Source organism: Treponema sp. C6A8, from assembly GCF_000619925.1.
GTDB lineage: Bacteria > Spirochaetota > Spirochaetia > Treponematales > Treponemataceae > Treponema_D.
This window is the reverse complement of sequence record NZ_JHVB01000001.1, coordinates 574,284-587,701: the sequence shown is the minus strand read 5'-3', so window position 1 is coordinate 587,701 and position 13,418 is coordinate 574,284. Positions and strand designations below refer to the sequence as shown.

Below are 13,418 nucleotides of genomic sequence, written 5' to 3'. Positions count from 1 at the left end.
CTAAACCCTCTTAACCCAGATTTCCGAGCTAAAAGCCTCTTCTTTTTTGTATCTGAAAGTAAGCTCCTCAATTCTTACTTTCTTAATCTTTCCGTTTTTACTAAGCCTTATATCCATAAAAGCACCCACACGGGCGGCAATCATAGGTATATAGGTAGTAAGGTAGTAGCAGCCTTTTGTGTTTATGCAATCTGCTAAAAGGTCTTTAGCACGCCGCTGGCAGAATGGCTCGTTTTCAAAACTGTCATCACTCAGATATTTTGATGTAACGTTTCTTACAATCTGTCCGTGCTTTTCAATTTCAGAATCATCCTTTACAAAAACGCTGTAGTTGTTTTCGCTGATGATTGCGCGCCCAGAAATAGTAGCTTTCTTTAAGCCAATAAGCTGATTATTTCTACCAAGCTGAATGATTGCCCGGTCTTTATATTTCTTAGTGTCATACTGGATTACTACAGGCTTTTCGTTTCCTGTAACTTCCATATCATTTATAAAATCTTCTTCAGTGCTCAGCTGGTCTGCAAATACAACGTTTCTTGTTTTTCCGTCTATGTTCTTTGCAGTGTAAATAGCCTCATAGTCCTTATCCTTTACAATCTTTCTTGAATCATCAGAAAATGGATAATAGGCTTTCATTTCCTCGTCATACCACACAGGGCCATCTGAATAAGTCCACAGCTCCTGTTTTTCTGTCTGCACATAACGGGTATATTTAAGGCGTACATTGTTTGCATAAGATTCGTAGTTATTAAAAAATCTGTAATGGGTAATGTCTTTTTCAATCAAAAAGTAATCACTTTCTTCTATATAAATGTTCTCTATATCGTAAGGCGATTCAATAAAACTCAAAGTCAAATCTTTACCGCATTCCACAATTGCGTTGTATGCCTTAGCCAGTGCACAAAGTTCTTTCCAGGCAGAGCCTTCAACAAGAACATAAGGAACATCAAACGGAAGTTTTCCGCAGTTGATTTCATTTGTTTTAATTCCGCCACGTGCAGCAATACGATGTACCAGGGATTTTTCCGGCTGTGTCTTATCGCATACGTTACAATGAATAAGAGTCTCTGCCTCAGTCCAGTTTTTCTGAAGCTTGGCATCATCAAGTTTCTTACTCAAATCAATCAGGCGTACCTTAGTAGTTTTATTAAGGAATCCTGTTTCCTGATTTTGAAAGCCGTTATCATCTACAAAAAGGTGGAAGCGTAAAAAAGTGTTGTTGTTATCTCCAAAGCAATACCAGATTTGAACTCCAAGCCCAGTTGTAAGTTCTTCGTTTTTCTCAACGTCGTATTTACCGCTTTTGTTATCAAGAGTAAGTTCACCGCAGTTTACAATACCACCTTCAACGCTTTTGTAAGATGTTGCAACAAACTCAAGAATGTCAGCATTGTCTATAAATACATCACTGTCCTTTAATTCAAAAAGGACTCTAACATAAGGGCGGATATCTGTATTTCTTACTGCGCTTTCAACAGCCGGTGGCAATTCATAAAACTTCATTAAAGTACCACCGTTGTTTTTGTATTCTGGTTATGGATGTTCAGAACTACCACACCAGTAATGTTGTACTTCTGAAAGCAAAGCACAGTATCAGCGCAGTTAATGTCAGTCATATCTGCGACCGGTTCAAGGTCATAAATATCAAGACTGATTCCATCTTCTGCATCTATCTGAATCGTAAGCTTTTCAATCTTCTTCTGTGTCGGAAAGTGTTCCTTACTTAATGGAAAATGAAGAGTAATCTGAAACTTTGATTTTTCAGTAAAGCTGCCTGTTAATTCAAAAGCGTAAACAAGTGGAAGTGTCACTCTGTCAGCAATTACCTTGTGGCCGTCATAAGTGTAAATACGGGAAGGCTCCCATTTCATAGAGGGGGTAGTAATGTTCCAGTCAGTCACGTATGAATCATCATTGTTGTTTACATCAAGTTTCAGGTAGAAGGATTTTTTGTTTTCAGCACGAAGTTCAAAACTTTTAGTGCCAAGATTTTTATATATAAGCTTACTTGCCAATCTGTCAGCAAGCAGATCAAATCTTTCGTCAGGACAAAAAAGCAAAAGGAACAGAGGTAAAACAATCTGGTATTCAAGCATTGTGACAAAGCACCCTTGAATCGTCTTTCCAGAAATTACGAGTTTCTCTCTGTTCCTTTCACCAATAACGCCGGGAAGAGCGTAGCCTTTCGACGCGAGTCTTACAGTTTCCTCGCTGTATGGTAATGGATAATAGTAACCGTCTCTTGCCGCAGTCAGTGTGCAGCTCTTTCCCTGAATCGTCATGCCGTAATAATACGGCGTAAACCTATTAACCTTTGGGAGAAAAAGTCTAACCTTTAGGAGAAAAAGTCCAACCTTTGGGAAATAACTGCTAACTTTTGGGAGAAAAAGTTATCTGTTTCTATAGCTTAAATTAGTTTTGTATATATTTTTGATAACAATGATTGATTGCTTCAACATAAACTATAAAAGATGGATGGTCATAGTCGTTACGTTCCAGATACATATTCTTTAATTGAATGTATTTTTCTCTGACATTCTGCCAATAGCCCTCATTTTTTAATGCTTCAGCTTTTTCACATACATAGTGTGAAGAAGGTACCTCATTCCAATAGAATCTACTTATATTGAAAGCCTTTTCGTGGATTAACCTACAATAATTTCCATTTTTATTCTTGGCTAATATAGCAACATCAAAACTAAACTCAATTTTATTTGGGTCATTTTTAAAGAATAATCTGGCTGTCAAAACAGATTTTGAATCTTGTGCATCTCTAAAAAATGAATCACCAAGAAGTGTATTTAATTCAATTCGTATTGTATCTTTTAACCATTTCAAAGATTCTGTTGAATTTAGACTGTTATTCCCTGGGATAGAATAAATAACACAATTGTAATCTAAGTCATACGACTCTTGTTCATTTTGTGTTACAAGGTTTTTTGCTCCGCTTCCTATCAGATAAAAATCACAATCAATGCCGTATTTGTTTTGCAGAATATTCTTTAATTGGTTAAGAATATCAGAACAGTAATTTTTGTACGGCTTTACAGTTTTAGCATTTACAAATTTAAACATAAAAACTCCTTATATCCCCAAGCCGTCCATTTGAATAATTCAAATCGTTACAGTATAAGTTACTTTAACATCATTATCAACAAATACACTTGAAATAATTTTATTTGGATTAATACAAAAAAGCACTTATAATTACTTTTAGGAGATTTCTTTATGAAAAAAAGGTTATCAATTTTTCTAGTGTTATTTATACTTTGTTTTTCCCATCTTTTTGCAAATGACCCATTACCATATTACTCTCAAAATCCTAATGCCCGTTATCGTTTATTTCCAACTGTTAACACCTGGGTTTATCTAAAATTAGATACTATGACTGGGAAAATCTGGTGTGTACAATTTTCCATTGATGGCGAAGAACATCGTCATGAAAGTCCATTGAGTTTACTAGACATTACAACCACGTGTGAATTAGAAAGAAAAGTTGGGCGTTATACATTATATCCAACACGTAATTCTTTTAATTTTATTATGTTAGACCAAATTGATGGTGTTGCTTTTCAGGTCCAATGGAGTCTTGATGGAAAAAATGATTTTGTAATACCAATAAACTAAGTAAGAATAATTTATGATATTTATTCGAGGTAATAATGAGTAATTTTCGTGATATTATGAAAAGAGCTGATATGGCAAAAAAATTTTCAATCGAAGAACAGGATACGGTCTATTTTAATGATTTACTAAAAAAATACCCCTATGATGGCATGGTACATTTAAGATTGGGGGAAACTTATCAAGCTCTTAAAGATACTGAAAATGCAATAAAAGAAGTAAAACTTGCAAAATCATTATTGCCTATGCCACAATGGAAAAATTACGCAGATGTGGTTCTTAAAGAATTAGGAGGAATAGATGAGCCCCTCGAAAAAAAAGTCCAGCAGACCCCCGTAGAGTATCCGGGGTATAACGGCTTTCCATTCGAGGTAAGAAATAAAACAGAATTAAAAGATATGAATGATGATGAAGTAATATTTTAGAAATAAGTAAACATCTATTAATAGCTTTCTTTCAAAACTTCTTCATATCCCGCAGACTTCAAATCATCCAGCTGATGCCATTCAACATTACAAAAACGAGCAGTCTTACCAGCACCACGAATTAAATACATACAATTTTCAATGTTTTCAGCAAAAACAAACTTGTCCAGACTAAATGCATTTTTTACTTTAGTCGCAAGCAGCATTACAGTTCCCCGGATGTAAAATTCAACGGCAGTTCTTAAAGACATAGTTTCAAACAGTACACAGTTTTTATCACTCACAATAAAGTAGCACTTGTTGTACCAGTTAATCATTCTCTTTTCATCAGCAGAAGTTTTTACAGCATCATAAAAGCCAAGAATTTCACCACAGATGTAATCAATATCTTTCTTGCTGAAGTCCTTAAACTGGTATTCAGCCTGGTAAGCTTTACCAAGAAGATCAAGAATCTTTTTATAGTTCTTTGGGTTATTAACATCTTTTACAAGTCTTGCAAGTTTCTTATCGTAATTCATTTTAATTTCTCCTATGCCACAATTCTTAAGTAGATTGTGTTTTGTTTTTCTTTTCCTAAAGTAATCGAGTTCCAGGCATCCGCTTCAGCTTCATTAAGCATTTTTGAAACAGCTTCAACGTAACGCCAGAACTCAATAAGCTTGTTCCCATTATGAGGCTGTAACGTAAGCTTGAAACTTACTTCAAATACCGTGTTTTCAAGGATTCTGTCTTTTTCTTCATAATTGGCTTCTTCCATACAGAACAGAAAAGACGGCACTTTATTACAGTTATCCAAAAGGTTCTTGTTTTCAAAAGCTTTAAGGATAATTCCATCATTATGAGCTTCATTTATTTTGCGTATATATTCAGGAAGGCACTCAATGAACAGTTCTTGTAATTTGTTGAATATCGATTCAAAGGTCTGCATTAGAGCGATTTCCTTCTATATATATTGCATACAGATTTAATATCATCAGGCAAAACGAAATCCTCATTTTCCTGATTTCCCAATTTATTCAAAAAGTCATTCTTCTTAATGATGAATAACTTGATTATTGCTTCTTTAAGTTCAGCCGGAAAAGTTTCTGCAGTAAATCCGGCATTGTAATTTATAAATAAAACGTGAGCATCACATTTAGAAGTAAGCAAATGAATAACAGAAGGTTTATGGTCAACAACACAATAATCAACTTTTACTTTTGTATTCATATCTGTAATATCAGCAACCTCTGTAATAAAAGGCTGCTTCAAAAACACCTTAGAATCCCGGACAGTCTGCAATTCCTGATAGTTCTTTTCTTCGAAACAAAGCCCAGTATATTTTTCAATAAAGGCATAAGCAGAATCAAAAATCATTTCATCAATCATTCTGTCTGTGTCTCTTAATTCCAAAATCTGACTCAGCTGTTCAAAAGTAAAAAGTTTCAATCAATTTCTCCCTTCAAAGTAGGGGGCTGTTTCCAGCCCCCAGAAACATCCAAAAAAAAGGAACCTTTTTTTTAGAGCCCCTTAAGCACTCTTTGCAGTCTTCAAAATCTCAATATTCGCCTGTTCACGAGTTACTAAGAATCCGTCACGTTTTCGGAAACGCATAAACTGTTCGCCATATTCAAGACTTTCAGTTGTGTCATCAAAACGTTTAATTTCAATTCCTTTTCTGTCGCCGTGGATAATTCGTTTTGGATTCATAAAGATTGCAATTGGAGTATCAGCCTTAAGTTCAGAAAGCTGTGGAAGAAGACGACTTTCAATAACTTCGTAGCCGTCAATTCTTGAAGGCATTCCGTCTCCCGGCTTTCGCCAGATTGGGTTACCGTTTGCATCCTGGATGTTAGCAACATGGTTCAAAACAGTTTCATTCATAAACCATTTACAGTTTCTTCTTTCTTCTGCAGGGATTTTCAATTCTGCAGCGCGGAAATCCAGGTATGTAAGTTTACTTTCATCTGTAGATTTGATTGTGTGTACCTGTGCTTTTGCTGCATTAATTGCACCTGTAAAAGGATCATCATCTGCAATAAGACACTGACGGTCAAATTCAATGGCATAGGCTTCTGTCATATCTTTGATGAAAAGGTCTCCAATTTCGTAGTAGGTATCATCGCTGAATTCATCAAACCAAGAAACATAACCAGCCAGAGTATAAGCTTTGAGCTCAACTCTTGTAGGAACATTTGATTTTGTTGCTTCAATTTTCTGTCCGTAAGATGTAAGCCATTTTAGTTCAATTCCGCCTTTATCACGTTCATTCAGGTAAATGCTTGGTGATGTCATAAGGCGGTGTGTAACAAGATTCATCATTACAGACTTTTCTGCGGCTTCTTCCATAATGGCAGTTTCGTACATCGGATTGATAAGATACTGGTCATTGGTTGCCATATTTCCAAGAGGCTCGCCAAGAACTGACTTTGTAGGAACAAATCCTTTTTCTGCATTCCAGGTGAAGTCTTTCGGATTGTTCCATTTTTCATTACGCAAGTTTGGTGTGAATTGCAATTCGCCAAGAGTTCTATGGTCTTTGTTCCAGGCAGCATACAATGCTTTACCAAGATTAACTTTAATGTCTCTCATTGTAAGCTGTGTCATATTTGTAGCCTGGTTTTTCATAAGGCTTCTGAATTCTTTGATTGCATCTTTCATATCCTGCAATTCTGTAGTTGTTACGTTTCTTTCTTCGCTTACAGCTTTAAGCATTCCTTCAAGAATGTTGTCGCGTTCTGCAAAGTAATTTTTGAAATCTTGTTCTGTTGCGGCAGCTGTTGGCAACTGTTTTTTCATGTTGTCAATTTGGTGCTGCAAGTTTATAATTAATTCAGACAAGGCAAGCTCCTTTCTATTTTGTCTTGTTTATTCCCTAAGCGGAAAACCTCCCACATTTAGGTTTTCCGCATTTTTTTTGCACTTCTAAGCTCGTGCCAAGCCCAGCTTAAGCTTTTCAAAATAAGAAAGCTCTTCATCCTGAATAACTCTCTCTATCTGAAGCTTCTTTTGCGGCTGTGTAATGGCAAATGGATTTGCCGGTACACAACAGATAGAAAACTCCAATAATTCCTGCTGTCTGAAAATCAAATCACAGTCCTTATCTTTGTTTTCAAGGAACTCGACTTCTTTGGCTATGAATCCGACAGAACCACATCTAAGTACACCGGCTTTTACTCTCTGTCCTATACTCCAGCCAAACTCGTCGTATTCCTTATCATTAAAAACTACATCTCCCTCCAGTATTGTTTTTGTCTCTAAGTTTTTTGCATAGCCGATTGGTGGTATTGAATAATCATGGCTCCACAAAACGACCGGGTTATTCAAATAGTTTTTGAGGTTCCAGCCGTTTGGATCTACTTTCTCAAAATCACGGTCGGTATCAAAAGTGCTCATTACCCAATGGTAATTGTCCTTTTGTACGTCTATGCTTTTGAAAACTTCAATCTGCGGAGTAATAACTCCGCCTTTTGTGTTTTCCTTAAGGAACTTGTAAAAACAAAACTTGTTCGAAAGTTCCTTGTTTTCCACACCGTCAACTTTTACTAGCAAGTTCACCCCTTAATCATATTCTTGAAGCACTGTCGGTTCAGCTTTTCGTAATCGGTCGGCATTTTGTAGCCGATTTTGCGTTTCAATCTGTAGGTATGTAAAGAAACAGCTTTTGGTGACATTCCTGTCAGGAAGCTGATTTCCTTCTGTGACTTTCCCATACCCATATACATTCCGATTTCCATTTCTTTGGCGGTAACTTCGGTAAAACACTTTTTGTCAAAAATATAGTCGCCGTCGCTGATTGTATCCAGAATTTCATCCGGGTACTGTTTTAGTCCGGCAGAAATCTTTGATGCAAACTGCTTAAATACTTCTTTATTCTCAATGTCTGGAATAAAACCTCCCGTTCCAAGCTCATAAACTCTCAGTCCAAAATATAGTGAACCTTCTCCTTTTTCTACGAAGTAGGTGTTGATTGAACTGTTAATAGCTTTTAAACGTAATAGCTGGTAAGTAATTACATAGCCAAGAAAAAACTTGTCAAATATGATTGCTACGTTAGGTTCGTATTTAATCATTTCATAAAGTTCTGCGTCTGTTTTACAAACCAGGACCTGCTGATTGCCCTTATAGTTCTCCAATCCATTAAGGACGATTTCTCTCACTTCTTCGTCGCAACAGGCGACTATAATTTTTTTAATCACAGTTTTTTTCCTTTTGTTTTTAGATAAATTTTTTTGTCAGTTTTCGCAAACTAGAGAAGATTGTCTGTACCATTTATCGCCCCATGGTTTTTCCTTTTCACCTCTGGAACGAAGTACATCATTTATTGTTTTCAGGCCTGCATTAATCTCTGCTATGTCACGGTTGCTCTGTGCATCTTCGCTTTCCTGCAACTCCGGTATCATCTCAAGATTGAACGAGCCGGTAAACTCTAAATTAAACCTTCTATAAAATTGTACTTCCAGAATCTGTTCAAAATTCTTCAGTAACGGTATCAGTGTAAAGTTCCAGAATGCTCTCTGCTGACTGTCAGTATCAGTTCCACTCAATGAACTTTTGGAATCCTGAATATTTGCAATACGGGGTGGAATCCCATACTTGGCAAGTATCGTGTACAAGTTCCATTTTTTCATATCGTAGAGTTTCAGCACATCCGGGCTGAATGTCAGCGGTTGATATTCTGTACCTTTTCCTAATACAGCCACACGGTTTTTCATACCGTGTCCATATTTTTTATCCCAGGTTCGCGCAAGCATTTCTGCTTCGTTTTCAGTAAGTACCTGGTCAGTTTTCAAAAGCCCCTTCGGTACACCTCCTTCTTTTAATAATCCCGTGTTCTGTCTTGCTGCAAGCAAATCCTGTTCAACTTCAAGACCCAGACTAACAAGAGGACTAACGCCTCTGTATTCATTCCAGGGATTCCAGTCCTTAAAATGAATAATTTCATCAGGCAGAATTATTGTTGGCCTTCCACTATGTTCATCAGTGTAGACCCACTTAATAACTTTGCCGTTTTCAACTACATGCTGCATTCTTCGCGGATTAAGAATGAACAATTCTTTCGGAACTCCGCAACTGTAGTCATCTCCAAACCACCAGAAGGCTTCACCGTCTAAACTCCACCATGCACAAGTCTGTTTCCACAAATCAAAACGGCTCAGCTGGCTGTTCGGATAGCGGAAGAGTTTTGAAACCGGATGGTCATTCAAAACTTTCCCGTTTTTACTAACTTCATATTCTGCTCTTGCAACATTTCTTGTCAGAATGTCTATGCAGACCGAAACCCACGCATGCTGTAAGTAAGGGTCAGAGCAGGTCTTTTTTTCCCGGGTAGAAAAATCATCATTTCCGCAAGCTTCAGAAAAACTGCTTAGTTTTTTTGAAGTCTGTTTTTTCCCGAGCGAAAAGAAAGGTTTAAGCATTTGTGCCTCTCAATTTCTATATATAATATGGTCGCGATATGGGTAAATCCGGCAATGTTTCAAAAAATATTTTTTACTTTTTCAAACATTTTTTTCGTTTTTACTATACATATCTACGAATTTAGGCCATTACAATGCCACTTGTTACGGCGCTGAAGATTGCATAACGCATAGCGTCCATATAATGGTCATTTACTTTCACAATCTGATTGTTCTCGTCCCTCATGTAATCCCAGATTTCACCTAAGACACCTGTACATTTTCTGTAGACAAAGAACTGCTTACGCTCCATCTTTGCACAAATATAATCGATTCCAGCATCCACGCTGTTGTTGGCTTTAACTCCTCCGGGCACTTCCTGAATACGTTCACCTCCGGCAGGGTCGCAGTAAGTTACAAAACTTTCCTTGTACCAGCCATTGGCGGTCTGATTCTCAACGCTCGTTCTTGTCGTAATGTTGAATCCACCATAATCGGCGATAACATAAACACATTCACCAATCCACCCGATTTTCACTGCAGCGATGTGCAGGCCAAAATCCTGCCCGCCAGTGATTCTGTCAAATTTTTTAGGAAGTTCATCAAGAATCATTTCTTCGTCGAATCTTTCGTAAACGCTTCCTTCCGGCTTAACCCACAGTCCGTCTCGGAACCTGGCTTTCTGTTTTTCCGGCATATTATCCAGAATGTCAGAAATGTAGTCCTCGTCCAGGTTCGCGGCATTATCCATCGGATTCAGAATTGCACTGGCGTACAATTCAGGCTTGTTCAGTTTTTCATCAGTACGAGGCTCAATCTTTCTGATGAACACTTTGTAAGCCCAATGCATAGGCGAACACGGGTTGCAGTCGTAAAAAAACTTATTCTTGCATCCTTTTACTTTCATAGCCAGACGGCTATAAGCAGTAGTAATAGCAGAATAAGAAATCTGACTCACTTCATTAAAGTAAATCGTTACATATTCGTGACCAAGAATCTTGTCTACCTGTTCCCGGTCTCCAAGTCCTCCAATCCATATTTCAGATTTGTTCCACAAGGTAATCAAACCGTCGTGTACATTGGCTTTGTACCGCTTGGCTCCGATTGTCTTATTGAGCCAGGGTATCAAAGTCTCGTGTAATACAGAGCTTCTGGCATCTTTCGCACGATATCGACAGATAAGATGACGACTGCCCGGGTAGGCAACAGCCCTGTATATCAAAGCCATTACAAGAACAGTAGTTTTTCCCGAACGGCTTCCCCCAAATAAAAGAACGTGCTTTGCAGAACTTTTCAGAAGTTCAAGAGCCTTTTTCTGTACCTCAGTAGGTGTAAAAAGTTCAGCCATCAAACTCCCTTAAAGCTGTCTACAAAGCTGATAGCAAGTTCATTCTGTACAGGTTTTGCTGCTTCTTTATCAGCTCCCGTAATGAATGAATCAAGCTTTGCAGAACGTTCAAGTAAATCCATAGCACCGTCAGCATCCAAATCATCAGGATTCAATGTCTTAATGCGCTTGGCAACAAGTCCATCAAAATCATTCAGCATTTCCATCTGGCGCCGCTTTCTTTCAACACGCTCTGCAATAAGTTCTTTCTCAATTTCTTTTGCTACATACTCATCGTATTTAGCAGCTCTTTCTTTCCAGTTAAAAAGACGAGCATAACGACTCCAAGAGCCGTACTTTTTTGGGTCTACGTCGTTCAGTTCAAGACAAGCCTTGATACTTCTTTTGTAGCCCATGTTCCTGAACAGGCAGAAAGCCTTAAATGCCTTCGGACTCTCTTCTGGTAACCGAGTCTCCCAGCATTTAGGCTCTGCGTGTTCACCAAGATTGCCGGTTGGTAAGTCAGCAACTTGTCCTCCCAAATTATTTCCCCTCCTGTTTCTTTTGAATTATCTTCTCCGATTTATAGCGGGTTATATTTCTCCGCTTGCTTTCTGTCATTTTTACTGGTACACCAAGATTTACTGTAAGTTTTACCCAAAACTCACCAAACTCATCCTTGTTCATAAAATCCAGATACATATCTCTGATTTCGTCTGCTACTTCCTCATTAATCTGGCAATTCATCTTCTTCTTCATCTCCTAAAATGTTATAAACCGGGTCAACAACCTTGCTTCCAACCCAATTGTATAAATCATCCCGGCGGAACAAAATCCGCTTTCCTACAGGTGCATAAGGAATCATCTTCGCCTTAACAAGCATATAAAGTGTCGCTTTGCTGATAGTAAGATAAGCCGCTGCCATATCCATATTCATAATGTTTGAATTAAATCTTGCTGCTGCTGTTTCTTCGCCCATAAAAAAACTCCCGTAACTTTTCGTTTTCGGGAGTTATATTAAAGCCAAACGAGGATAACCTTTGGGAGAAAAAGTCTAACCTTTAGGAAAAAAAGTCCAACCTTTAGGAAATATTTACTAACCTTTGGGAGACATTAAGCCGCAATAATAGAAATACGGCTCTGTTCGAATATCTCACGGATAGCATTAAAGTGCTCATCAGTCATATGGTTTGCATAATGCTGTGTCATAGCTGGCGTTGTATGACCAAGAACAGCCTGAACATTACGCATATCAGTCATATTTGCAAGGTATGTAGCACAGAAGTGACGCAGACTGTAAAAGTCAATGTTTCTTTCTCGTCGTTCCTGTTCGCTTACGCCGATTCTGTGAAGAGCCTCAAAGAAACCATCATCATAATACTGTGGAAGGAAAGGCTTATAGTCATTAGCCTTAGACCAGAATACAAATGAGTTTTCAGAAGCAACCGGACTAGACTTTGCAAGACTAATCAAACGCAGAATAATCTTGTGTGCAACCGGCACCTTACGGATAAGGTTTGTCTTTGTAGATTTCAAGAAGCCTGTTCTGTGCCAGCTGTGGCGGATAGTAATAATATCCTTCTGGGCATCAATATCGCAAAGCTGAAGACCGCTTATCTCACCAGGGCGAAGACCACTGAAAGCAGACAGATTAAATGCCAGGTACATAACCTCAGAATCCCAGTCCAGTTCATAAAGCGCACGGATTTCCTTTTCATCAGGAATACCGCGAGGAACAGAGTCAGATTTACTGAATGCTTCAACGTTTGCCATAGGATTAGATCTGATGAGTCCCTTATTCTTAAGCCACTTAAGAGCCGTTGCTCCACAAGTTCTGGCGTGGTTAATAGTCGCACCTTTAAGATGACGGAACTCAGCAAGTTCCTGAAGAAAATCTTCAAGGTACTGTTCAGTCAATTGTCCAACAGTGAACTCATCACCAAAGTATGGCAGCCAGTAACGGTTCACCATGTTTGCCATTTCCTTACAGTGATAGTCACCAATCGACTTTTTATGAGCCCGCTTATTCTGAATATACTCCGACTTTGAAGGTGTCCAGAAATTACGAAGGAACTCACAAAGATTCATAGTGCATTCAGGATTCAGTGGCTCATAAACTTTTTGAGCCATTTCCTCCGGAATCATACCAGATGTAACAAGTTTGTTTTTCTTGTGAACAATGAATTTCTTCTTAGGCGTTTCAGCACTTTCTGCAACAGGTGCCACTACAGGAGTAGGTGAAACCCCCGGCGCAACAGTCTGTGCCGGAACAATGACAGGAGTTGAAACAATTACAGGATTTTGAGGGAGACTTGTAGTAATACCAAATTTCTGGGAAATGAGCGAAGTTAAAAGAGTTGCTTCTTCAAGCGTAAGACGGTTTACAATGTTTGAAAGATTTAAGCCGGAATTAGACTTGTTGGAATCGGGAGATTTACGACTGTTAATATAACCTTCAGGAGTTCCGTTCTTGTACCATTCTGCAGCAATAAGAAGAGCTTCGGTTTTGTCCTTAGAGTGCGTACTTTTCGAACAGGAAAAAGTGCCGTTTTCCTGACTGTAAAAAACTGCGCGGTAATAACCTTGCGGATTCTTTGTAAGATAAAATGGTTTCATAAAGTCCCCCAGGATAAAAAAGTCGTTAATGACTTGTAACCACACAAA

17 protein-coding genes are annotated in these 13,418 nt (G+C 38.2%); 2 read left to right on the top strand and 15 right to left on the bottom strand.

The window, feature by feature from the left end:
- From T530_RS0102640 to T530_RS0102630, 3 genes are all read right to left on the bottom strand, one after another.
- Positions 1-1,503 carry a hypothetical protein gene (locus T530_RS0102640; protein WP_027727681.1) on the bottom strand — a complete coding sequence of 501 codons (1,503 nt, stop codon included), beginning with the start codon at positions 1,501-1,503 and terminating at the stop codon, positions 1-3.
- The gene (locus T530_RS13345; protein WP_038073304.1) at positions 1,503-2,282 is read right to left on the bottom strand and encodes a hypothetical protein; all 780 of its coding nucleotides are present in this window, start codon (positions 2,280-2,282) and stop codon (positions 1,503-1,505) included. Before T530_RS13345 ends, T530_RS0102640 begins: the two co-directional genes overlap by 1 nt.
- Before the next feature lie 130 nt (positions 2,283-2,412).
- Positions 2,413-3,075 carry a hypothetical protein gene (locus T530_RS0102630; RefSeq protein ID WP_027727679.1) on the bottom strand — a complete coding sequence of 221 codons (663 nt, stop codon included), beginning with the start codon at positions 3,073-3,075 and terminating at the stop codon, positions 2,413-2,415.
- Between the two features lie 153 nt (positions 3,076-3,228).
- On the opposite strand from T530_RS0102630, the gene T530_RS0102625 reads away from it, so the two are divergent.
- Both T530_RS0102625 and T530_RS0102620 read left to right on the top strand, forming a co-directional pair.
- Complete coding sequence (locus tag T530_RS0102625) at positions 3,229-3,627, top strand: hypothetical protein (protein WP_027727678.1); 399 nt, start codon at positions 3,229-3,231, stop codon at positions 3,625-3,627.
- 71 nt (positions 3,628-3,698) lie between these two features.
- Entirely contained in the window at positions 3,699-4,049 is a 351-nt protein-coding gene (locus tag T530_RS0102620) for a M48 family metallopeptidase (RefSeq protein ID WP_156011498.1), read from the top strand.
- Positions 4,050-4,066: 17 nt separating this feature from the next.
- On the opposite strand, the gene T530_RS0102615 is transcribed toward T530_RS0102620, so the two are convergent.
- The 12 genes from T530_RS0102615 to T530_RS0102560 form a co-directional block, all read right to left on the bottom strand.
- Positions 4,067-4,567, bottom strand: a complete 501-nt coding sequence (locus tag T530_RS0102615) for a hypothetical protein (protein ID WP_027727676.1) — start codon at positions 4,565-4,567, stop codon at positions 4,067-4,069.
- An 11-nt stretch (positions 4,568-4,578) separates the two neighbouring features.
- The gene (locus T530_RS0102610) at positions 4,579-4,977 is read right to left on the bottom strand and encodes a hypothetical protein (RefSeq protein WP_027727675.1); all 399 of its coding nucleotides are present in this window, start codon (positions 4,975-4,977) and stop codon (positions 4,579-4,581) included.
- Complete coding sequence (locus T530_RS0102605) at positions 4,977-5,477, bottom strand: hypothetical protein (protein ID WP_027727674.1); 501 nt, start codon at positions 5,475-5,477, stop codon at positions 4,977-4,979. Before T530_RS0102605 ends, T530_RS0102610 begins: the two co-directional genes overlap by 1 nt.
- A gap of 81 nt (positions 5,478-5,558) precedes the next feature.
- Complete coding sequence (locus T530_RS0102600) at positions 5,559-6,827, bottom strand: phage major capsid protein (protein WP_156011496.1); 1,269 nt, start codon at positions 6,825-6,827, stop codon at positions 5,559-5,561.
- Positions 6,828-6,953: 126 nt separating this feature from the next.
- A complete protein-coding gene (locus tag T530_RS14580; RefSeq protein ID WP_156011495.1) occupies positions 6,954-7,586 on the bottom strand; it encodes an HK97 family phage prohead protease in 633 nt (210 codons plus the stop codon).
- The gene (locus T530_RS0102590; RefSeq protein ID WP_027727672.1) at positions 7,583-8,227 is read right to left on the bottom strand and encodes a hypothetical protein; all 645 of its coding nucleotides are present in this window, start codon (positions 8,225-8,227) and stop codon (positions 7,583-7,585) included. The genes T530_RS14580 and T530_RS0102590 overlap by 4 nt, the downstream gene beginning before the upstream one ends.
- Positions 8,228-8,263: 36 nt before the next feature.
- Positions 8,264-9,448 carry a phage portal protein gene (locus T530_RS0102585; RefSeq protein ID WP_027727671.1) on the bottom strand — a complete coding sequence of 395 codons (1,185 nt, stop codon included), beginning with the start codon at positions 9,446-9,448 and terminating at the stop codon, positions 8,264-8,266.
- A 121-nt stretch (positions 9,449-9,569) separates the two neighbouring features.
- The gene (locus T530_RS0102580; RefSeq protein WP_027727670.1) at positions 9,570-10,775 is read right to left on the bottom strand and encodes a phage terminase large subunit; all 1,206 of its coding nucleotides are present in this window, start codon (positions 10,773-10,775) and stop codon (positions 9,570-9,572) included.
- On the bottom strand, positions 10,775-11,296 hold the full coding sequence (locus T530_RS13335) for a hypothetical protein (protein ID WP_027727669.1): 522 nt from the start codon (positions 11,294-11,296) through the stop codon (positions 10,775-10,777). The genes T530_RS0102580 and T530_RS13335 overlap by 1 nt, the downstream gene beginning before the upstream one ends.
- A gap of 1 nt (position 11,297) precedes the next feature.
- Positions 11,298-11,501 (bottom strand): hypothetical protein, encoded by a 204-nt coding sequence (locus tag T530_RS0102570; RefSeq protein ID WP_027727668.1) that lies wholly within the window; start codon positions 11,499-11,501, stop codon positions 11,298-11,300.
- Positions 11,485-11,733 carry an excisionase family DNA-binding protein gene (locus tag T530_RS0102565; protein WP_027727667.1) on the bottom strand — a complete coding sequence of 83 codons (249 nt, stop codon included), beginning with the start codon at positions 11,731-11,733 and terminating at the stop codon, positions 11,485-11,487. Before T530_RS0102565 ends, T530_RS0102570 begins: the two co-directional genes overlap by 17 nt.
- A gap of 134 nt (positions 11,734-11,867) precedes the next feature.
- Complete coding sequence (locus tag T530_RS0102560) at positions 11,868-13,370, bottom strand: site-specific integrase (protein WP_027727666.1); 1,503 nt, start codon at positions 13,368-13,370, stop codon at positions 11,868-11,870.
- Positions 13,371-13,418 lie beyond the last annotated feature (48 nt).

What these genes read in the sequence shown, in the direction of transcription:
- T530_RS0102580 (WP_027727670.1), bottom strand. Translation starts at nt 10,775, where the DNA reads ATGGCTGAACTTTTTACACCTACTGAGGTACAGAAAAAGGCTCTTGAA.
- T530_RS0102565 (WP_027727667.1), bottom strand. Translation starts at nt 11,733, where the DNA reads ATGGGCGAAGAAACAGCAGCAGCAAGATTTAATTCAAACATTATGAAT.
- T530_RS0102625 (WP_027727678.1), top strand. Translation starts at nt 3,229, where the DNA reads ATGAAAAAAAGGTTATCAATTTTTCTAGTGTTATTTATACTTTGTTTT.
- T530_RS0102610 (WP_027727675.1), bottom strand. Translation starts at nt 4,977, where the DNA reads ATGCAGACCTTTGAATCGATATTCAACAAATTACAAGAACTGTTCATT.
- T530_RS13345 (WP_038073304.1), bottom strand. Translation starts at nt 2,282, where the DNA reads ATGACGATTCAGGGAAAGAGCTGCACACTGACTGCGGCAAGAGACGGT.
- T530_RS0102560 (WP_027727666.1), bottom strand. Translation starts at nt 13,370, where the DNA reads ATGAAACCATTTTATCTTACAAAGAATCCGCAAGGTTATTACCGCGCA.
- T530_RS0102620 (WP_156011498.1), top strand. Translation starts at nt 3,699, where the DNA reads ATGGCAAAAAAATTTTCAATCGAAGAACAGGATACGGTCTATTTTAAT.
- T530_RS0102630 (WP_027727679.1), bottom strand. Translation starts at nt 3,075, where the DNA reads ATGTTTAAATTTGTAAATGCTAAAACTGTAAAGCCGTACAAAAATTAC.
- T530_RS0102615 (WP_027727676.1), bottom strand. Translation starts at nt 4,567, where the DNA reads ATGAATTACGATAAGAAACTTGCAAGACTTGTAAAAGATGTTAATAAC.
- T530_RS0102570 (WP_027727668.1), bottom strand. Translation starts at nt 11,501, where the DNA reads ATGAATTGCCAGATTAATGAGGAAGTAGCAGACGAAATCAGAGATATG.
- T530_RS0102585 (WP_027727671.1), bottom strand. Translation starts at nt 9,448, where the DNA reads ATGCTTAAACCTTTCTTTTCGCTCGGGAAAAAACAGACTTCAAAAAAA.
- T530_RS0102640 (WP_027727681.1), bottom strand. Translation starts at nt 1,503, where the DNA reads ATGAAGTTTTATGAATTGCCACCGGCTGTTGAAAGCGCAGTAAGAAAT.
- T530_RS0102600 (WP_156011496.1), bottom strand. Translation starts at nt 6,827, where the DNA reads ATGAAAAAACAGTTGCCAACAGCTGCCGCAACAGAACAAGATTTCAAA.